The sequence below is a fragment of the Enterobacter sp. BNK-29 genome (assembly GCF_048684785.1).
Taxonomy (GTDB): Bacteria; Pseudomonadota; Gammaproteobacteria; order Enterobacterales; family Enterobacteriaceae; genus Enterobacter; species Enterobacter cloacae_M.
On record NZ_JBLQTU010000001.1, the window covers coordinates 756,889 to 777,169 of the forward strand.

Below are 20,281 nucleotides of genomic sequence, written 5' to 3' on the forward strand. Positions count from 1 at the left end.
GAAGAAAAAGAAAATGCCCCTGCATGGCAGAGGCATTTGTGCGGTTTGTTGCCGGGTGCGCAAGGTAAAAGCAAAACGGTAACCCGTAGGTTACCGTTTTTAATGTTTGCACCCTCTCCCGTGAGAGATGGTCGGGGTGAGGGCTTCAGGCCGCAGAAATTAACGCAGGCCCAGCTGGAAAATCAGCGTTTCTGCTTCACAGGCGAAGACAAAGTCGATGTCCAGCTTCACGCCGCCTTCCACTTCGGTAAAGGTAGACTTGATTTCACACGGATCGGATTCAACGTCACGCGCACGCTTGCTCAGCGCGGTCAGGGTCTCTTCCGCTTCGGCACGGTTGGTGAATACACGGCTGTAAGAGGCGGTGCAATCGGTGTTGTCCATGATGGTCCCAACATCCATACAGCAGCAAACCGGGGTTTCATCAGCACTGCATTTACTCATAGCTCAATTTCCTCTGTATTCGCGCTGCGCGCGAGATAAACACGATGCTGCTATTTTACGCCCCGGCGCGGGCGCTCTCCAGCCGTTAATGGCGCAAAAGCGGATAAGTGACCAATATCACACTAAAAAATGATCTAAAACAAAAACCACCCTTTTGGGTGAGTCGTGATGGTCACAATTTTGCCAACCAGATCTCGTTTCACGAAACATGTTTGAAAATATTAATAAACAACCTTGCAACATTCCGGCTGGTCAGACCTATACTCTGGCCACTGGTCTGATTTGTCTGTCATACCTCAGACCCTACACTTCGCGCTCCTGTTACGGTATGTAACAATTATTGAATAAAAATAACTCAATGAGGTTATGGTCATGAGCCAGAAAACCCTGTTCAACAAGACTGCGCTGGCAGTCGCAGTGGCACTCGTCTCCACTTCCGCCTGGTCAGCGGGCTTTCAGTTAAACGAATTTTCTTCCTCTGGCCTTGGCCGTGCGTATTCCGGGGAAGGCGCTATTGCTGATGATGCGGGTAACGCGAGTCGTAACCCCGCGTTGATCATGATGTTCGATCGTCCGACTTTCTCTGCCGGTGCAATTTTTGTCGATCCAGGTGTTGATATCTCGGGCCGTTCTCCGACAGGTGCCGATCTGAAATCGGATAACATTGCCCCAACGGCATGGGTTCCAAACATGCACTTCGTGGCGCCGATTAACGACCAGTTCGGCTGGGGCGCATCCGTGACCTCTAACTACGGTTTAGCAACCGAGTTCAATAACGACTATGCAGCTGGGGCGTTTGGCGGTAAAACCGACCTGGAAACCCTGAACCTGAACCTGAGCGGTGCTTACCGTCTGGATAATCACTGGAGTTTCGGCGTTGGCTTTGACGCTGTGTATGCTAAAGCGAAGATCGAACGTTACGCGGGCGACCTGGGCAAAGTCGTCGCTGGCTCAGGCGCACTTCCACCAGCCCTGGCACAGCGTGTGGCTGGTATCCCAGCAGATACTCAGATCGCTTATCTGAAGGGCGATGAGTGGGGCTTTGGCTGGAACGCCGGTATCCTTTATGAACTCGATAAAAACAACCGTTACGGCTTTACCTACCGTTCAGAAGTAAAAATCGATTTTGATGGAGATTATAAAAGCAGCCTCCCTTCTGCTTATAACCAGATCCTCGGCAACTTCGGTCTTCCAATGGGAACCAATGGCCAAACCACTGGCGGCTCTCTGAGCCTGCACTTACCAGAAATGTGGGAATTGTCAGGTTACAACAAAGTGGCGCCACAGTGGGCAGTTCACTATAGCCTGACCTACACCAGCTGGAGCCAGTTCCAGGAGCTGAAGGCGACCAATAGCAACGGCGACACGCTCTTCTATAAAGATGAGAGCTTCCGTGATGCTTACCGCATCGCGCTGGGGACAACCTACTATATGGATGACAACTGGACATTCCGTACCGGTATTGCCTTCGATGATAGTCCGGTACCAGCAGACAAACGCTCTATCTCGATTCCGGATCAGGACCGCTTCTGGCTGAGCGCTGGTGCGACCTACGCATTCAACAAGGATGCTTCTATTGATGCGGGCATATCTTATATGCACGGTCAAAAAGTTAACTTCAAGGAAGGTCCGTATGAGTTCTCTTCCGAAGGTAAAGCCTGGCTGTACGGCATGAACTTCAACTACGCGTTCTAATCGCGCTGGAATCAAAAAAGGTGAGCATTGCTCACCTTTTTTATTTACTCCGAATCGATATCTTTTAGTTCGTTTTCGATCGCCTTCGCGTTTGGATTCTCTTCCGGCTTCAGCTTGCCGCCGTTGGCAATAAAGTCATGATTCTGGAAGTACGCTTCACGCACCATAATGTATGGGTCAGAAGACTGGCGCAGCAGACCATCAGAGTCGAGCAGTTGCGCGCGGGTTTCAATCCCTTCCACCGTCCATTTACCCACCGACAGCGGCCAGGTCAGCCACGACAGGACCGGATACAGCGTATCCACCATATCGCCGCCATCATCACGGAGGGTGAAACTACCGTAGAACGGTAAATGCACGTACGGACCATACCCTACGCCATAGTGTCCCATCGTGCTGCCGAAACGGTGCGGCTGTTCACGCTGCAGTTTCTGGTTAGCCATACCTGCAACATCAATAAAGCCCCCCATCCCCAGAATGGAGTTCAGGAAGAAGCGGGTAAAGTGGACCATCCCCTGATACGGGTCACCCTGCAGGAAGTAGTTCACCATTACCGCAGGCTCTTCGAGGTTGCTGGTAAAGTTACTTAACCCGTTACGCGCAGGTTGTGGAACATAATCGCGCCATGCTACTGCCACCGGACGAACCACATACGGGTCCAGTACGTTGTAGTTGAAGCTATACATTGAGCGGTTAAATCCTTCGAGAGGATCGGAGCGTCCCGTTTGCTCACCGGAGCTGGCGCAGCCCACAAGCATCGTCGCGCCAAGCGCAAGCGCCGACAGCCGAAGTTTCATAAATATCTCCCTGTTCAGTATGGCTATCGTTGATTGCCATCCGTAACGGAGCCGTTAACGCTCCGTCTGTAAACGTGCAAGCGATTGTAACAGCACGTTTACCGATGTCTATGAGCACAATTACGGGCAGTAATCACCGTGACTCTGATCTCAGCATAGCCTGGCTTTAGGAATTCGTTTCGCTGGCAATTTTATAATGTCTTTGAAAGAGATGTATCACCTTTGTTGTCATTGCAGCCAAATTAAGAGCATCCCCACAGGCATCCCGACAAAAGCCGCTACGCTTAACAGAAAGATCAATCTCCGGGAGCAGATATGAAAGATGTAGGCGAAGAAAAAATTGGCGAGAGCACTGAGGAGCTTGAAATTGAAAGCGAGGAGAAGGCACGCGGCGAGAAGATAGAAATTGATGAAGATCGCCTCCCCTCCCGCGCAATGGCCATCCACGAGCATATACGCCAGGATGGTGAAAAAGAGATGGAGCGCGACGCGATGGCCCTCTTCTGGTCAGCCATCGCTGCCGGGCTATCAATGGGCGCATCTCTGCTTGCGAAAGGGATATTTCATGTGCAGCTGGAAGGCGTGCCCGGTGGATTTTTACTGGAAAACCTCGGCTATACCTTCGGCTTTATTATTGTCATCATGGCCCGCCAGCAGCTGTTTACCGAAAACACGGTGACCGCCGTTCTGCCGGTGATGCAAAACCCCACACTCGGTAATTTCGGCTTATTGATGCGACTCTGGAGCGTGGTCCTGCTGGGTAATATCATTGGCACGGGCATCGCGGCATGGGCGTTTGAGTATATGCCTATCTTTGATGAACCCACCCGGGATGCGTTTGTGAAAATCGGCATGGACGTGATGAAAAACACGCCGGTCGAGATGTTCTCAAACGCCATCATCTCTGGCTGGATTATCGCCACGATGGTCTGGATGTTTCCTTCAGCGGGAAGCGCCAAAATTGTGGTGATCATATTGATGACCTGGCTAATTGCGCTGGCGGACACCACGCATATTGTGGTCGGTACCGTTGAAATCCTCTATCTGGTCTTTAACGGTACGCTTCACTGGAGCGATTTCTTCTGGCCGTTTGCCCTTCCGACGCTGGCGGGAAACATTTGCGGCGGAACGTTTATCTTCGCGCTGTTAAGCCATGCCCAAATTCGTAACGACATGTCGAACAAACGCAAAGCTGAGCTTAAGGCACGGGAAAATGATGATAAATCGACAAAAAAATCGACCTGAATGGTGACTCTTTGAGCAGTCAGGCGGCGATGCGCTTAACGCAAAGTGTAAATAAGGCTATACTCGTGCCGCCTCGTCCCCTTAGTTAAATGGATATAACGAGCCCCTCCTAAGGGCTAGTTGCAGGTTCGATTCCTGCAGGGGACACTTTACTCTCCCGCTTTTTCCAGTACATTCGTTTGTCCACCGCCAGAATTCACTGAGCAGAAGAATCCTGTTTTATTTGAGCGTAACGCGTTGCCAGCTGTTTAAGACGCAACTCCAGTTGAGTCTTTTCTGCTTCAGGAAGCGCATCTCCTGCTGGATGCTGTGACAGGCGCCTGAGTTGTTCTTCAGCCGGTATCGTCTGGTTAAATGACTGTATAGTCGAAAAAACTACCGATTTAAGCTCGCTTACCGTGATGTATTTTCCTTTTTGCTCGTCCAGACTACTCAGCCGATGACTCAGCTGTTGAAGCGTCATCATTCCCTGATGCCAGCTGTTCATTGCGTCGACAGGTAACGCTGCCGCGTTAAATTTTTGCTGCCACTGCATTGTGAGCGGTTTCGCCTCCTCCGGCCATAATGTCTGGAGCTGCTTTAACAGCTGAAGGCTGTAGGAAATATTCCAGTCAGGAGGCAGTTTATCCAGGCGGGCAAGCTGCTGCTGCGTGTCTGTGATAAACGTGGACGGTAAAGTACCTCGCAGTGTTAACGCGTTTTGCTGCACAGGCGTGAGCACTTCGGGTAACGGAGCCAGAGAGGCAAAAGCCTGAGTCGCCAGGGGGTCGGGTCTGGAAAAAGAAACCCATCCCCACGCCACAGCGATACAAACCACCAGCGTGGAACACATCCCGGCAAAAAAGAGCTTCCACTGTCTGACAGGCACGGGGGCTGTCGTGCGATCCTCCCCATTCGGCTGATTTTCCTGATGCACAACATATACCCATTTCACTTCTTCGATCGGTTCGGCTTTCTCCAGAGGCGATTCGCTATCGGGCTTCATGTTCACATTCAAATCGGACGTCTCATTACTGCTTTCCAGCCGTTCAGCATTTGAACGTATCATCGTTCGTAACGTATCGAGCTGGCTAAGGTGTTTAAGCTCAAGGCGCTGGAGCACCACGCTCAGGCTGGTAAGTAACGCTTCAGCACGATAAAGCTCACTAAGATGGCTGCTGTTGAATGGAAGCATACGCATGCGCTGCTGCAGGCGCTGGCTCAGGCCGCTAAGGATTTCCATACGAGCGTGTTGTGTGTTCGGCCATAAGGTTTCCCACTGGCGGCTAATCAGGGCCTCCAGAATCGCCAGCCCTTCATTCAGGCCAGCTAATCCAGACAGGTGAGTACGGGTAAGGGTGTACCAGGCTGATGTCTGCAACTCCACACCGTTCTGTTCAAACATTGAGAGACAGAGTCTTTGGACATATTGCCAGTTCACATCAGGGCGAGCAGGATGTGTAAGCTTACCGAGTTCATCGCGGAGGGCGGCATAATCTGGCAGCGTACGCGGGTCGCCGCCTGTTTTTAACGTTATATGTTTGGTCATTCTGCAGGGCCTGCATATCCGTATCGGTTAATTTCGTCAGTTGGTGTGTAAGGCAGTTTTGCGTGTAAAAACGCAATGACTAATAAAGGAATGAATGTTATTGCTAGGGCAGCAGCGCTAAAATCAGACCGAAAAAAACATCTTCATCAAATAGTTGTCCTGACTGAGGTAATGTATCAGGGGGAGTAAAGATCCAGTCATATACACTCCCCACCCGCATAAACAGGCGTCCTTGAGAAATCGAGCTGTACCCGGAAAAAAAAGTCACCTCGACACAGCCTGCAACTCCCTGTCCATACAGAAATATCGGCATAAACTTAACCGCCCGGTTACCATAACGCAGGACGATACCGGAAATATCAAAAGCCCCCCCCTCCACCAGCAGGTCCGGAACATATACCGCCAGTGGCTCTGCATTCAGTCCGGTATCTGTCAGCCACGCGTCCATTTGATCCTGAAGCTGAGCCATTCGCATGCGAAACGCTGCAATATCAGCCTGACTCTTGCTAGCTGCGGGAACGGGTGCGGGCTGTCTGGCCTGCAGCTTCTTCAGGAACTGTGATTTTACTGACATGGTTTTAACTGACCTTATATACGAGGTGTTGTGTCGAGATACTGCTGTTGCCTGAGATGCCGCAACAGGACCCGTCCTTCGGGCATAAACTCAGTCCCGTAGCGCACCAGGCCAATCCCTTTAAGTTCAGCATCAATGGCATAGCGCAGCTCGCCGGGAATGTTCTGCTCCAGCAGAACAACGTCAATCTTTTTCAGGCGCGGTTCATATTTGAGCAGGACGGCAGACAATGTGCCCATGAGCTCATGAGCCGTTCCGGGCATCCCCTGCAGGATTTTTGTCATATCGGGCAGCCCGTAATCAGGCAGATGCGCCAACGTTCCGGCGCGACAGTTTAGAACGCGCTGCATGTTATCCAGAACCGAAAGGATGACCTGGTTTTCTTCACTGACCTGTTTAAGGTCGAGGCCACCGCTAAAATTTCCGGTTAGCATTTCATACAGCGAAGGCGTGTTATGTCCCTGGGGCATCAGTCGTCCTTAAGCGGTTGCAGCGTCAGATGGTTCTCGCCGGCTTCAAGAATGCGCGGTTTATCGGGATCCAGATCGCTGCGCTTGATAACCTGCTTCCATGTGTCGTTGGTCATGTCCGGATGGCGGAACAGCCCCACTACCGCGACAAACTGCGCCTCTTCTTCCATCGGCATATCAAGGCTCGCATCACCCCCCGGTTTTACCACGATATTACGACTGGCCAGCATGTCGTCTTTCAGAATGCTGGCATCCTCCTGAAGCAATTGCTGATAAACCGTCTTATCAAAGGTTTTGCGGTCTTTGAGCTGGTAAACCCTGACCACGACAGGCTCAGACAGCGAGTTATTTTCGCGAGAGTCTGTGTTCAGAGCTTCGCGCGCGGTGAAATCCAGATGCAGGATTTTAATTTTTTTATAGAACACAGAATTAAACGCCGATTTGGTACCGTCAGTAACGCTCTGCGTCACCCCGCAACCGGTCAGAATAAGCGCCGTGAGAGTCATCATCCAGCGCGCGGTTTTAGTTAAACTTGTACGTGACACGTCGGTTTCCTTGTTGTGGTTTCGCGGGCTCCAGCCCGCTGTAATAGCCCAGTTCTGTCGTAAAGGTTTCAGGAATGTCATCAGGATGGCTATCATCTTCTGCTCCCAGCACGCCGTTCATTCCCAGCCAGAAAGGGTTCTCACCCAGCGGGGGGACGGCCAGCATTCGAACAGACGTCGTCAGGGTTATTCTGGCCTTAAACCGCCAGCCCAGATACACCCGCAGCATCACCAGGAAATCCATGTATAACTGGCCATCCGGTTTCCAGCCTTGCGCCTCCTGTTCGTTGTCCGTCGCAAGAGCAATCAGCAGCTGGCTGCCGGCATCCATCGCTTCGTCACCCAGCGGCGTATTGCCATCAAGCAGAAAATCTTCGTCACCGTAAAAACCCAGCGGCCTGTCGATCTCTACAGGCCGTAGACAATACGGACTCACCTGCACCGTCGTATCGGGGGCCAGCAGGCACACCAGTGCCTGCATCCCTTCCTGAGTTTTGCCCGGTTGTTGCAGAACTCCCAACAGGGCCAGAAAGCGCGACACTGGCGTGGCAATGTGATTTGCCGTGCCCGGTATTCCAAGCCCCACCAGACCCAATAACGACTGCGAAATGCTGTCGGTTCCGCCGGGCTCAAACGTGGCCGGATAGGAGTATTTACGCCAGACGCGGTAAAACTGCGTCAGGATGCGATGACTGAAAATATCCAGAAAGCCCTGCAGCGCCTCATACCCTTCCCGGCGCTGGGTGATGTCATCGAGATACGCCGTTGGTAATGGGGAATCGACCCCGTACATCCCCATAAAGGTCGTACGGATAACCGGCGGCTTGCTGTCATCGTCTTCATCATATTCGACAGCCTTCAGTTCACTGACCGGAAACCCCATTCCAGGGTGCGGTGCAAAGCGTACCGGGTCATCTGCGGGGTGGCTGGTCGATCCCATCAGCGGCCTGCCAGGATTGTTTTTCTCCAGCAGCTGACATAATCGATAGAAGTTAATGCGGTGAAGGTCGGCTTCCAGCCGCGGTGTCAGCCGGGAATGCGGCGGTTGTGCTTCTCTTCCCATTCCAGGCGCTCTCCGGTTGGTTGCAGGATAATAATCAGGCGGTTAAACAGATAGATGTCGGTGTAGAGCGCGAAGAAGCGGCTTAGCATCTCGCCGAACAGACAGATGTCGCCACGCCCGGCAAAGCCGTGGCTGTCAAGCGTCACTTCAATCTGCACGCCGCGCACCAGGTAACCCTGCTCAAATCGCTCAGTTTCACTGTGCTTCACGTCGATGATGGCTTCCAGACGACGGCGGTTCATCTCGCTGTCGGTCCACTCGTACAGCGCGAGGGTACCGCGCAGCACATCGGCGTTATCCATCATCGACAGGAACCCGCTGCCGAGGTGACTCAGCACGCGCCAGTGGAAACGGTCTTGCGCAGGTGGATAACAGGGCAATGTCGGCGCACACAGGTTGCGCACGGCGATATTGGCCGACGTAGTTTTCATCACCGTATCGAGCACGGTACTTTGCAACGCCCGTCGCGGCAGTTGGCCGTTGGTACCGGTGAGCGTCAACGACAAGCTTTCATCTTCAGGAACGGTGTGATTATCAAATGCTTCGCCACCCAGAATAAGCCAGGTATTGTACAGCCCTGACGAACCTCGCCGCACGCGGGTGTGGTAGTAATATTCCGGGGCTTCATGGCGCATCATTCCGCCTTTGTGGCGAAAGCTTGAAAATGGTACGTAGGTATGCTGGCTCGATGACATCACCGAATCCACCGCATATATTTCGGTGTGCCCATCCTGCACGCGCATCGGGCGCAGCATGTATTCGGTCTGCAGAGAGTTAAGCGTCAGCGGGTCAGATTCGAGCGGGAACAGGTTAATCACCGGCACGCAGTTCAGGCGCAGGTGTTTTTCGGTAAAGTTAAAGTCATGCTCCCAGCGTTCTGCCAGCACCACGTCGATTTCAAACCAGGGAAGCTCAGCCGGGAAGTTGACGCTCTCCAGTCCACGCAGGCCAGTGAACATGAATTTTTCGCGAAAGGTGAAGTACTCCAGCAACAGCTGATATCCGCTAAAGCTGCTGTTGCCCTTCGGCCACAGGTCATCATCATCGCCAAATCCCAGCGCGGCGAAGTACCCGTCGAGCGGTCTTCTGTCCATGTCACCCGGCATCCGTAGACACAGGCGAGCAACATTCATGGTGAAGGCTTCGTGCATGGCGCAGGCGAGAGGTGCGTCAGCATTGAAGTAGAACGGGATCTGGCTGAGATCGACACGGCTCCAGTCCGCCAGATGGCTGCAGTTAAAGCGCAGGTTGATGACCGAACGCCCGTCAGGGTCAGTAGACAGGCGAGCGTGTTCCAGCGACAGCGGCTGGAGAGTTATCTCTTTAGTTGTGGTGTACCGACAGCGCGTACCCTTTTCACCAATCGGCCGCGAGTTAATCTCGAAACCTTTGACAATACGCATCTGCTCTTTCATTTCTCGCCAGTCAGGGGTGAACTCCACAACCGACATCGACGGTATGGTGCGCAGGTAATGCGGCCACAATAGACTGACCAGCCCTTCGGTCAGTTCAGGAAGGTCATCATCAAGCTTCTCTCGAAGCCGCCCCATCAGGAAGGCAAAGCCTTCGAACAGGCGCTCGACGTAAGGATCGCGCGCGCCGGCTTTATCGAGATTGAGCATTGCTGCCTGCTCGGGGTGAGTACGGGCAAACTCTTCACCGGCTTCCAGCAGATAGCGCATTTCAGCGTCATAATAACGCAGGGTTAAATCGTCCATAAGAACCTGAGTGTTGTGTGACCATCCGGCTAAGCGTGCCGGTGAAGAGTGAAGGCTTTAAGCTTCGTAGGTGCGTTCCCGATGGGAGGGTATTAACGTCGCCGCGCACGGGCATCCACTTTTACTGTGTAACGTGCCCGCAAACTTCCGACCATTCACTAAGTTTTGTGGAATAGCGCCAATAATTTTATAAGTGCCGGCATGTTTCCCACACGTCACACTGTCCTGTTCGCGTGTAACTGGGATCCCCTCAATCGTGTTAGTTGGATCGCCCTCGAGGATCTTCCCTCCACAGGTGGTTTTATCCCCCTGCACCAGATAGTAACCTTTCGCCATTTGTCATCCTCCTTGCAAAATTCAGTTCACGCTAACCACACAGCACCGCAGCACTGGCAGGATCAAGTACGATAAGACCAGCCAGAAGCAAATCCATCACTGGCTGAAGCCGTGCTTTGTCGGTTTCACTGCGGGTGGCTTTTATACGCAACAGTCTGAGGCGACGCGATTTCACTTCAAACAGCAGTGCCGGTGTCCACTGCGTAAGGGTAATTGATTCCGCCGCACCATCAAGTTCACCCAGCAGATGCAGCGCCAGTTCATTCCTGCCCTTCTGCTCCGCCACGCGGGCCATCAGCAGACGCAGCAGCCATTTGTCTTTCGTGGAGTCCGTACCCGGGCGTGTCTGCAGCCAGTGGAGTGTGGCGTCCAGACCGTCAGTGTCCGCTTTCTCAAGCGCTTCCGTTTCGAGTGGCAGGATATCGTTATCCTCCACGCTCACGGTACTGACCTGCTCATCACGCCAGCCGGACATATCGTCCAGTACGCTCTGGTTTATCCAGTTCAGCGTGACCTCATCGGCAAACGGCGTACCGTCATTAAAGGCCAGCGTTTCAAGCCCGGTGAGGCGTCGCAGCAGCCCTTTCAGGTCGGCGATGATAATGTCGGCCAGCACATCCTGCCCCGACTTCACCAGAGCCTGATGGATATACCACTGCAAATCCAGCCAGAGGTGGTTGGCGCCACGCGAGAAGGTGCTGTCCGCATGTTCCAGTATCTCCAGCCAGCTCTGCTGCAGGTACAACCGTTTGAGCATGGCCCTTTGGTCAGCACGCGGCGGTTCAATGCGCGTTTTCCCCTCGGCATCAGGTGCGGGGATCGCTCTCAGCGTGTCATGACGCAGGCTTTTCATCAGCCGGTGTGCGGAAAGCCATCCATCGGGTTGTTCACGCAAATACCCCGCAAGGGTACGGGCCTGAGTCAACAAATCCTGACCGGACGTGATGCGGCTCAGGGCTGGAGCGTCATGCTCTGTCGTGTGTGCAGAGGTCTGTGACTGAGGGGTGTTACTGGCGTTCTGTGGAACCAAAGCATCCACGCCACCGGCCTTCATCAGGCGGGACTCCAGCGCGCTGTAAAGCGCATTCAGATCCGGACAGGACGCTTCTGGCTCAGCGTCCAGACTGCTGTGGATGAGCAGCAGCGCACCGGTAGTGCGCATAGCATCGTCGCGTACCACTTCAGGCCACAAGGACAGACTATCAAGCAGACGAGAGCCTGCAAGCCACTCCAGCGCCGGTTTACGGCTTCGCTCCCGCTGCGGATAAAGCTGCGCTCCGTAGCGTTGCAGTAATCCCGCCAGCAGTTCAAGCCCTTCGGCAAAGCCAGCTTCTCCGTCCTGATGCAGACGGGCCCAGCAGTAATAGGTCGCAATACGGATATCTTTGGCGGTGGTGGTCAGCAGTTTTTCGGCAAGCGTACAAATCAGCCCGGTATCGATGCCGGAGAGTTTATTGACCTCCTCTCTTATACGCTGGAAATCATCGTCATATCCCGGCTCGTCCCCAGCAGGACGGGTATCGCTGATAGGGGAAAGCCAGGGATGCCAGCGTTCCGTGCGCGCCTGTGCCTGCTGCCGCAGCTCAGTTTCGTCCGCCTGACAAGCGGCAACCAGATTCTGAAGAGTGCTCATTATTCGATTCCATCCATGTCACTGATTTCCGTATTGGCCATCAGAGCCTGTGCCGTGGCCGCGCTGTCAACGCTGAAAATCTGGTCCGGCAGCGTGAAGCCGCGCAGTGCCAGTAATGCCAGCGGCCCGCTGCCCAGCTGTGAACGCAACACCCACTTCAGCGTACTACCATCCGGGGCGGTAAAACTCACCATCCACTGACTGCGGTCAAGCTGCTGCCGTTTGCCCTGATCCAGCCAGCGAATAAAGCCCCAGTTCCCTCGGTAATCCCCGAACAGACGCGCGCCTGCATTGACGGAGGTCCATGTCAGCATCGTTCCTGGTTTGTAAGTGTCTCCCGGCCAGCGGAAGCTTTGCCAGTCGGTCATCTGGTTGAAGTAGTGCAGCTTTTGTCCATCAATTGTTAGCTGCGTCTCCACTACCCGCGGCACAGGACGCGCCTGCAGATCAAAGCTGATGCCCTGACTGCCATCGGTAAACAGAATGTCTGACAACTCGCTCAGCTGGTTAATGGCCCGCAGGAAGGCCGGGTTAAAGCTCAGCCCCTGGCTGTTGACCTTATCCGGTACCCACTGGCTGCCTTCTTTGTGAAGCACTCCATTGAGTTCTGTGGTCAGGAATCGATCTATGCGCCCACTGTCTTTACGGATGAACTCTGCCAGCATCGGCAAAGAGGCGTCACTCTTGCTCGCAGCGAACGGGAAGCGCCCGTCAAAGGCGGTGCGCCAGTTCGCCACCACGGAGCGGCTCCATTTGTCATTCAGGCTCGCCGCCGACGGCTGGAGTACGGTCTCCCAGGCCTGGGTCAGCGGCTGCACAAACATCGTGCTACCAAAACCACTCCACTCTTCACCAAGGCTTGCCGAAATCAGACTGCCATATTGCTGGGTGTCGGTCAGATCCACACTTTTTCCCTGAAATACGGTCTGCGCCAGGGTTTGCATCATCTCCTGCGGATCTGAGGCGCTGGCCACCTGCTGCAGGCGCAGGCGCACGCGGGTGATACGGGTCAGATAGGTCTGCAGGCTCAGTGAGTTGTCAGCCGACATGACGTTGCTGCCCGTGTTTTTGCCGAGAAGCTGAAGCAGCGGACCGAAAGTTTCATCCAGTGGTCCCTGTGGACCTGTCGCAGACTGGTCAATTGCGGGTTTGTCTTTTCCACCTACGAGATCTTTAGCCGATTTGATAATGGAGTCCGAAAGGCCTTCGCTTTGCTGGCCGGTCTGCCCCTGCCAGGCGAGAGTATTCATCAGGGCAATCAGTGGAGACTGGCGGATATCGCTCATTAGCGTCAACTGGTCGGTCACATCGGCAATATTGTTCACAGAATTCCAGCGCAGACTGTTAAGGAAGTTCAGCCAGCTGCCGGCAAAGTCAGTGAAGTAACGCTCTGTCAGGCGTGCTTTGAGCGCTTCCGGCGACATGTCCGCCGATACGGCTTTACGGGAATCGCTCAGCACCCAGTCGATTTCATCCCGTCGAGAATTTGCGGCCTTTTCGATGGCCTGCTGAATCCCCCCTTCCCATGCCTGACGGGTGAACATGCCCGGCACCACTTCATCGGTGGTGAGCAGTCGCCGCGCATCGGTACCGCTGGTCATGTCTTCGAGGGACACATCGGCAAAGTTACGGCGCACCGATTTGAGCATGTTCTCGTACAGCGTGCTTTCTGCATTGCGGCGACCAATCTGCTGCAACAGCACCTGGCGACTCTGGCTGACCAGCTGCGCATCCGGTGTGATTTTCCACTGTGGCTGCTTAGGCAGTTCGGTGATGTAGAAGGCCCACAAATCCGGCGACAGGCTTTGCCACAGACCGGTAGAAATACCCATTCGTGTCGGCTGCACGGTTTTCAGGGTCTGCGCATAAAACGCGCCGTCAACTTTATCCGGACGAGCCATCATCAGCCAGGCTTTAAGCTGGTCATAACCCGGCTTCGCCAGCTGTGCACGCTGGTCGCTGTTGGGTGCTGAGTTTGCCAGCGCGTTGAGCTTCTGCTTAAGCGCCTCATTTGCCGGGTCGCGTATCAGGCGGTTGTTTGCCACGCCGTACCAGGGCAGCATTGCGTTGAGCAACTGCTGATTATGATCAAGCCCAAAGCGCTGATACCACGGAGCACCGTCACGAACATGATGCTGCAGGCGACTCGCGTCATTGTGCAGGGCATGCAGAGCCGTCAGCTGGTAATCCGATACGGAAGGGTGCTCCACCAGGGCATGAGCCTGCTGCGCAACAGAAACTATCTGTGATCGGTTGACGGCAAACGACAGCAGCGTCCCCGCCCCCCAGACACAGATAATGGTCAACAGAGTCCATGCGATGGCCTGCTCCCACGCCATACCGACACGACGGCCACGTACGCGTGTACAATCATCAACGATTCCCTGCCAGGTCACCGGCAGGGTCAGAACATGGCGTTGTGATTCCGGGATATACTGCTCAGCGTCGGCTGTTCCCGCTGGCGTACCGGCAGATTTATTCTCCGGCAGGCTGAACATCAGCCCCCGCAACGGAACGCGCTGCTGAGAAACAGAGAGCCATGGCACCAGTTGCTGAGCCCAGCGGGTGATAGTGCCGTCCTTCAGGTGCTGGCTCAGGCGCAGCAGAAAGTCGTGGCTGTTCTTTTCCGCGACCTGGCTCATACCCCGCGCCCGCAGGGGCGACAGCATCCGCTCCAACTGGCGGATAATATCGTCTTCTTTTGCGCGTGGTGGAAAGCTTGCGCCTACCGCCTGCTCAGGACGCGTATCCTGCGACCATTTACTGCTGCACAGTTGCCACAGCCAGACCGGAGCGGAATAACGCAGCAGTTCGCTGATTTTTTCCAAGCCGCGTAAATCGCTGTCGCTGATTTGTGGGGTCAGATTAAGTGACTGCGGCAATACACGGACAATCCCGTCCAGCGGACGCCCACAGCGCAGTTTACGCAGCGCGATGTATTTTTCTCGGTCAGGCTCCGATGCCAGGCTGCCGCCGTAAATCAGCACGGTGCGGTTGCCTTCAAGCCACTGCTGCTGTTGCAGGCCGGGCACCAGTTGTTCGATTGCCGCCTCATCGCCAGTCATTAATAGCAGACGAGTTTTATGGTGCCAGAAGAAGGTATATCGATGGCGGAGGTGATCGCGAATCTGAAGACTTAAAGCAACAGAAGAGGTAACAGAAGATACAGTTACTTTGGCTAGTTCTTTGACATCGTCACCCTGAGAATTCTTACGCTTTTTATTAAAACTCTGCCTTCCTTCTGCTTTTGCGCCGAAATAAAGAAAGAGTGCAAATGCCAGTATCGCTAAGCTTCCCGCCGCAGAGCCGTAAAACCATTTATACCAGGTGGGAGTATCCTTAATAAGGTTCAATTTTTCGGGGTACCATTTAGTCAGGCAGAAAATCACCCCCCCCACCCCCAGAGCGACCAGCATTAAACACCAGAATCCCAATTCTGGTTTCTTAATCTTTGATAGAATATACCTCATTCTTCGCGCTCCTCATCGGGTACTGTAGGGGATACAACCATATTCCAGAACTTCCCATTCTGCTGTTCGCGACAAATTAATAAATGATGCACCCGCTGTTGCTGCATCGACTGTGTGGCAGCAACAATAGCTAACCAGACTCCGGTCTTTCCCGGATCGCCAAGATAATCGTTAAAATTGTGAGTGCCTGTCTTTTGAGATACGTTTTTGAGGTCAGAATCTGCAATCGCCTTTATAAGAGTGGCGTAATTATCCATCTCATCCTCCACGCCACTTAACCAGAGATGTTGTATTTCACTACTTTTTACTGGCCCCCAGTCCAGCGCCTGCGTAATGGCATAACGCAAGTCCTCATCGGTACCTTCACCAGATTCCGGACGATGAAGAATAGCAAGTGAGGGAAGCGTTTCTTGCGTAAGACGATTGCCAAACAATACTCCACATATCGCTTCTGCAGAATCTCGGGTATTAATGGGCGCATAATGCCAGGACAAAACCAACAAGAGGGCATCACTTCGAATATTGTGATCCAGCCATTCATCAACGGCCTGAGCACCAAAAGAATTAATACGGTTTAAGGTTTGTTGAATACCTGCATTCTGCCATGCCTGCTGCCATAAATTAATGGCTTTTTTCTCAGGTATTGATGACGTGAAATCCAGTAACACCATGACAGGTCTTTCCTTTGGATAAGCAGAAAACGATATTGCAAGCCTTTCGGCAAGGACTGCGAAAAGCATGCTAAGATGCTTTTCTTCTTTAATTTTTATTGGCCTTGGCAACTGGCTTAAGCGAACATTTTCTTCACCACGCCAGGAACGCTGGGGGAAGAGAACATTTTCATCATTCACAAGACTATTACTTCCTGATGCAAATGGAGTTTCACACAGAGAATGCGCGGTACAGCACTCAGCGAATAATATTTGTAACGCCCTCCGTCCCCGGCGCACCTCCTGGATAATGGTTTTCTCTCTTAGCATGTCATGTGAATTCGCCACTAACTGCTGGACCAGATAATTAATAAACCTGACAAAAATCACGCCACCAATAATCACTGTGGGCACAATAACAGAAAACCATACGTTGTTATTCCCGGTGAATAAGCGAGACAGGGTAATACTCAGACCAATCAGAACTACAAGAACCATTAGTGCTCGTACCAACTTTGGCGGTGCAGGTCTGACACTTGGCTCTGGGATATTTTTTAAATCAACAGGCATAGGTTTGATCTTACGGTGGGGGTGATTAATAGCAACCTAAAATGACATGAAAAAGTGACACCACTTTTCAACTAGTATTTCGCAGGCCAATATAAAGTTAAGCTATTGATGAGCGAACTAACCCTGGCTACGATTTATCAAAAATGTGTAGTACCATAATGCGGCTTCCTTGTCGGGTTAGCGGTCCAGTTGAGTATTGAGTTTCAGTCTATTGCCCCCGGTTGGTTTTATCCGCTACGGCTTGATTGTGTCCTGCGGGGCAGTCGTGGATTCTCGCTCCATATCTTCTGGCCATTTTTCTGCCTTACGTGGTCGCCAGAAATCCGGACGGCCTTTAAATCTCGGTTCCGGCAAATCGGATTCGCCTTTCATATAGATGCAAAGATAGCTCCAGATTTGGTTGAGCTGCTCCCGCTCTTCCCACTCTTTTGCCAGCAGAAAACGATCCACTACGTTGTAAGTCCCCGGTTCACAAATCGCTCCGTATAAGTGATATCCTCTGTCACCGCCTACTCCAGAGAACATAATTTCCCCATACACATCTGCCCAGTTGTACACTTTGATGGACACTGGCCAGTTCAGCCAAGGCAGTCGCGAACGGTTGTAATTAAACAGGTAGAGTTTTTGGCGCTTGCGGTTCAACCTAAGCGGTTGATCACGTGGAACAACATAAGACATTTTCAGCACAAATACGACCATTGGAATAAAAGCAGCCAAACCAATAACAACTAATATATAAAAACTCATTAGGAAAAACATTGTGATAAAAAACAAGCGCTATTCCCGATAGTAAAATAGCTATTGGTAGCATCATCCACCACGACACCTCCGTACTGTATCGCGGCACCTCCAGGTAAATATCATTCCGCGTTGTCATGCAACGCAACTGAGGCGGTACAAGCTGAGGCTCGTGGCTTTCAGGCATATCTTCCCGCCAGCAGCTGATCGGCGGATTCAGTCTGGGCTGTGATTCAATATTAAGTAGTGGCATTGTGTCGCGTCCTTAACGAATTAACTGTCCAGTTGAGTGATCAGTTACAGGCTATTATTCAGGCGGGTTTTATCAGTCCAGAATTGCAGAGTTTCAGCTGGAGCTGTGGTTGACTCGCGTTCCATTTCATCAGGCCACTTATCTGCCTTACGTGGTCGCCAGAAATCCGGACGGCCCTTAAATCTCGGCTCCGGTAAATCGGATTCGCCTTTCATATAGATGCACAGATAGCTCCAGATTTGGTTGAGCTGCTCCCGCTCTTCCCACTCTTTTGCCAGCAGAAAACGATCGACTACGTTGTAAGTCCCCGGTTCACAAATCGCTCCGTATAAGTGATATCCTCTGTCACCACCTACTCCGGAAAACATGATTTCGCCGTAAACATCTGCCCAGTTATAAGTCTTGATGGTTACTGGCCAGTTAAACCATGGAAGACGCGACCGGTTGTAATTAAATATATAAAGTTTTTGTCGTTTACGGTTTAGACGAAGAGGCTGATCGCGGGGAGCAACGAAAGACATCTTTAGAGCCAGAAGAACAAATGGTGATAGAGAAATTAAACCGACCAAAGAAAAAATATAAAATTTCATTAATAAACAAACAAAAACAAAAAAAACCGTCACCCCAAACATTAAAAATGCTATTGGTAACATCATCCACCACGACACCTCCGTACTGTATCGCGGCACCTCCAGGTAAATATCATTCCGCGTTGTCATGCAACGCAACTGAGGCGGTACAAGCTGAGGCTCGTGGCTTTCAGGCATATCTTCCCGCCAGCAGCTGATCGGCGGATTCAGTCTTGGCTGTGATTCAATATTAAGTAGTGGCATTGTGTCGCGTCCTTAACGAATTAACTGTCCAGTTGAGTGATCAGTTACAGGCTATTATTCAGGCGGGTTTTATCAGTCCAGGATTGCAGAGTTTCAGTTGGAGCTGTGGTTGACTCGCGTTCCATTTTATCAGGCCATTTATCTGCCTTACGCGGTCGCCAGAAATCCGGACGACCTTTAAATCTCGGCTCCGGCAAGTCGGATTCGCCTTTCATATAGATGCACAGATAGCTCCAGATTTGGTTGAGCTGCTCCCGCTCTTCCCATTCTCTTGCCAACAGAAAACGATCCACAACATTATAAGTACCTGGCTCGCAAATAGCACCATACAAACGATATCCCCTGTCTCCCGGCGTAGGGGAAAAACTGATTTCGCCATAAACATATGCCCAGTTGTACACCCTGATGGAGACTGGCCAGTTAAGCCATGGAAGGCGCGACCGGTTATAGTCGAAGATATATATTTTTTGCCGTTTACGGTTCAGACGAATAGGCTGGTTACGGGGAGCAATAAAATATATTTTAAACTCTAAAAATGCTAAGGAAGAAAATACAACAAGTGACACTAATCCCATAATTCCAAAAGCATAACTTCTGCTTTTGGCCTGTAAAACAAGGGAAAACACCAACGTACCAATATCTAAAACGCACATTAAAACTGCACTAAATAACACCCCCCTCCAGATAATTTCCGTGCCAAAGCGCGGCACTTCCAGATAAATATCATTTCGTATTGATAACCAACGCAGTTGGGGAGGCACTAACTGCGGTTCGTGGTTTTCAGGCATATCTTCCCGCCAGCAACTGATCGGCGGATTCAGTCTTGGCTGTGATTCAATATTAAGTAGTGGCATTGTGTCGCGTCCTTAACGAATTAACTGTCCAGTTGAGTGATCGGTTACAGGCTATTATTCGGGCGGATTTTATCAGTCCAGGATTGCAGAGTTTCAGTTGGAGCTGTGGTTGACTCGCGTTCCATTTCATCAGGCCACTTATCTGCCTTACGCGGTCGCCAGAAATCCGGACGCCCCTTAAATCTCGGCTCCGGCAAGTCGGATTCGCCTTTCATATAGATGCACAGATAGCTCCAGATTTGGTTGAGCTGCTCCCGCTCCTCCCATTCTCTTGCCAACAGAAAACGATCCACAACATTATAAGTACCTGGCTCACAAACCGCACCATACAAACGATATCCCCTGTCTCCTGGTGTAGGGGAAAAACTGATTTCCCCGTAAACATCTTCCCAGTTGTACACCCTGATGGAGACTGGCCAGTTCAGCCATGGAAGGCGCGACCGGTTATAGTCGAAGATATATATTTTTTGCCGTTTACGGTTCAGACGAATAGGCTGGTTACGTGAGGCGGAAAAATATACTTTCATGCCCCAACTCGCTATAACCGAAAGAATCAAGGCAGTTAATAGTCCAATAGCGATAAATACAACAATACCAGTTAAAAAACAGGAAATGACAATAAAAATAATTAACGCTGTAAGAAAAATTGACCAGAAAAGCATCCCTCGCCATATGACATCCGTACCGTAGCGTGGCACTTCCAGATAAATATCATTTCGTGTTGATAACCAACGCAGTTGGGGAGGCACTAACTGCGGTTCGTGGTTTTCAGGCATATCTTCCCGCCAGCAGCTGACTGGAGGATTTAATCTCGGTTGGGGTTCTTCGAAAGTGAGCAGTGGCATAAATTGACATCCTTATCGAA

Annotated in this window: 17 protein-coding genes, 1 tRNA gene and 1 pseudogene; 3 read left to right on the forward strand and 16 right to left on the reverse strand. The window is 52.0% G+C overall.

The features are described from left to right. Positions 1 to 159: 159 nt before the first annotated feature. Positions 160 to 444 (reverse strand): YfcZ/YiiS family protein, encoded by a 285-nt coding sequence (locus ACMGGX_RS03515; protein WP_024907659.1) that lies wholly within the window; start codon positions 442 to 444, stop codon positions 160 to 162. A 372-nt stretch (positions 445 to 816) separates the two neighbouring features. Here ACMGGX_RS03515 and fadL point away from each other — a divergent pair, with 372 nt between their 5' ends. Beyond that, a complete protein-coding gene (gene fadL / locus ACMGGX_RS03520; RefSeq protein ID WP_032659239.1) occupies positions 817 to 2,139 on the forward strand; it encodes a long-chain fatty acid transporter FadL in 1,323 nt (440 codons plus the stop codon). Positions 2,140 to 2,183: 44 nt separating this feature from the next. Here the strand turns inward: fadL and mlaA are convergent, their stop codons facing one another. Beyond that, the gene (mlaA, locus tag ACMGGX_RS03525; protein WP_023312585.1) at positions 2,184 to 2,936 is read right to left on the reverse strand and encodes a phospholipid-binding lipoprotein MlaA; all 753 of its coding nucleotides are present in this window, start codon (positions 2,934 to 2,936) and stop codon (positions 2,184 to 2,186) included. 315 nt (positions 2,937 to 3,251) lie between these two features. Between mlaA and ACMGGX_RS03530 the strand changes: the two genes are divergently transcribed. Together ACMGGX_RS03530 and ACMGGX_RS03535 are read left to right on the forward strand one after the other, a co-directional pair. Then, the gene (locus ACMGGX_RS03530) at positions 3,252 to 4,181 is read left to right on the forward strand and encodes a formate/nitrite transporter family protein (RefSeq protein ID WP_029740160.1); all 930 of its coding nucleotides are present in this window, start codon (positions 3,252 to 3,254) and stop codon (positions 4,179 to 4,181) included. A gap of 75 nt (positions 4,182 to 4,256) precedes the next feature. Beyond that, positions 4,257 to 4,328, forward strand: a tRNA-Arg gene (locus ACMGGX_RS03535). Positions 4,329 to 4,377: 49 nt separating this feature from the next. Here the strand turns inward: ACMGGX_RS03535 and ACMGGX_RS03540 are convergent. The 14 genes and pseudogenes from ACMGGX_RS03540 to ACMGGX_RS03605 all read right to left on the reverse strand — a co-directional run bounded on the left by ACMGGX_RS03540 (position 4,378) and on the right by ACMGGX_RS03605 (position 20,261). Continuing rightward, positions 4,378 to 5,709, reverse strand: a complete 1,332-nt coding sequence (locus tag ACMGGX_RS03540) for a VasL domain-containing protein (protein ID WP_420298045.1) — start codon at positions 5,707 to 5,709, stop codon at positions 4,378 to 4,380. A 103-nt stretch (positions 5,710 to 5,812) separates the two neighbouring features. Further along, a complete protein-coding gene (locus tag ACMGGX_RS03545; protein ID WP_420298046.1) occupies positions 5,813 to 6,283 on the reverse strand; it encodes a hypothetical protein in 471 nt (156 codons plus the stop codon). A gap of 14 nt (positions 6,284 to 6,297) precedes the next feature. Further along, on the reverse strand, positions 6,298 to 6,753 hold the full coding sequence (tssE, locus tag ACMGGX_RS03550; protein WP_047647170.1) for a type VI secretion system baseplate subunit TssE: 456 nt from the start codon (positions 6,751 to 6,753) through the stop codon (positions 6,298 to 6,300). Beyond that, positions 6,753 to 7,298: a type VI secretion system lipoprotein TssJ gene (gene tssJ / locus ACMGGX_RS03555; protein WP_181593588.1), complete on the reverse strand. Its 546-nt coding sequence runs from the start codon at positions 7,296 to 7,298 to the stop codon at positions 6,753 to 6,755. The genes tssE and tssJ overlap by 1 nt, the downstream gene beginning before the upstream one ends. Continuing rightward, positions 7,276 to 8,361 (reverse strand): type VI secretion system baseplate subunit TssG, encoded by a 1,086-nt coding sequence (tssG, locus tag ACMGGX_RS03560; protein WP_348561562.1) that lies wholly within the window; start codon positions 8,359 to 8,361, stop codon positions 7,276 to 7,278. The genes tssJ and tssG overlap by 23 nt, the downstream gene beginning before the upstream one ends. Beyond that, positions 8,325 to 10,079, reverse strand: a complete 1,755-nt coding sequence (gene tssF, locus ACMGGX_RS03565) for a type VI secretion system baseplate subunit TssF (protein WP_420298047.1) — start codon at positions 10,077 to 10,079, stop codon at positions 8,325 to 8,327. Before tssF ends, tssG begins: the two co-directional genes overlap by 37 nt. Before the next feature lie 63 nt (positions 10,080 to 10,142). Further along, positions 10,143 to 10,415, reverse strand: a pseudogene (locus tag ACMGGX_RS03570) (PAAR domain-containing protein); the annotation flags it as partial. A gap of 31 nt (positions 10,416 to 10,446) precedes the next feature. Further along, positions 10,447 to 12,048 (reverse strand): type VI secretion system protein TssA, encoded by a 1,602-nt coding sequence (tssA, locus tag ACMGGX_RS03575; RefSeq protein WP_420298048.1) that lies wholly within the window; start codon positions 12,046 to 12,048, stop codon positions 10,447 to 10,449. Continuing rightward, positions 12,048 to 15,518 (reverse strand): ImcF-related family protein, encoded by a 3,471-nt coding sequence (locus ACMGGX_RS03580; RefSeq protein WP_420298049.1) that lies wholly within the window; start codon positions 15,516 to 15,518, stop codon positions 12,048 to 12,050. The genes tssA and ACMGGX_RS03580 overlap by 1 nt, the downstream gene beginning before the upstream one ends. Continuing rightward, complete coding sequence (locus ACMGGX_RS03585; protein WP_420298050.1) at positions 15,515 to 16,738, reverse strand: hypothetical protein; 1,224 nt, start codon at positions 16,736 to 16,738, stop codon at positions 15,515 to 15,517. The genes ACMGGX_RS03580 and ACMGGX_RS03585 overlap by 4 nt, the downstream gene beginning before the upstream one ends. A 234-nt stretch (positions 16,739 to 16,972) precedes the next feature. Beyond that, complete coding sequence (locus ACMGGX_RS03590) at positions 16,973 to 17,512, reverse strand: DUF6708 domain-containing protein (RefSeq protein WP_420298051.1); 540 nt, start codon at positions 17,510 to 17,512, stop codon at positions 16,973 to 16,975. Positions 17,513 to 17,773: 261 nt separating this feature from the next. After that, the gene (locus ACMGGX_RS03595; protein WP_420298052.1) at positions 17,774 to 18,562 is read right to left on the reverse strand and encodes a DUF6708 domain-containing protein; all 789 of its coding nucleotides are present in this window, start codon (positions 18,560 to 18,562) and stop codon (positions 17,774 to 17,776) included. A gap of 44 nt (positions 18,563 to 18,606) precedes the next feature. Beyond that, entirely contained in the window at positions 18,607 to 19,416 is an 810-nt protein-coding gene (locus ACMGGX_RS03600; protein WP_420298053.1) for a DUF6708 domain-containing protein, read from the reverse strand. A 44-nt stretch (positions 19,417 to 19,460) separates the two neighbouring features. Next, positions 19,461 to 20,261, reverse strand: a complete 801-nt coding sequence (locus ACMGGX_RS03605; RefSeq protein ID WP_348561574.1) for a DUF6708 domain-containing protein — start codon at positions 20,259 to 20,261, stop codon at positions 19,461 to 19,463. Positions 20,262 to 20,281: the final 20 nt, after the last annotated feature.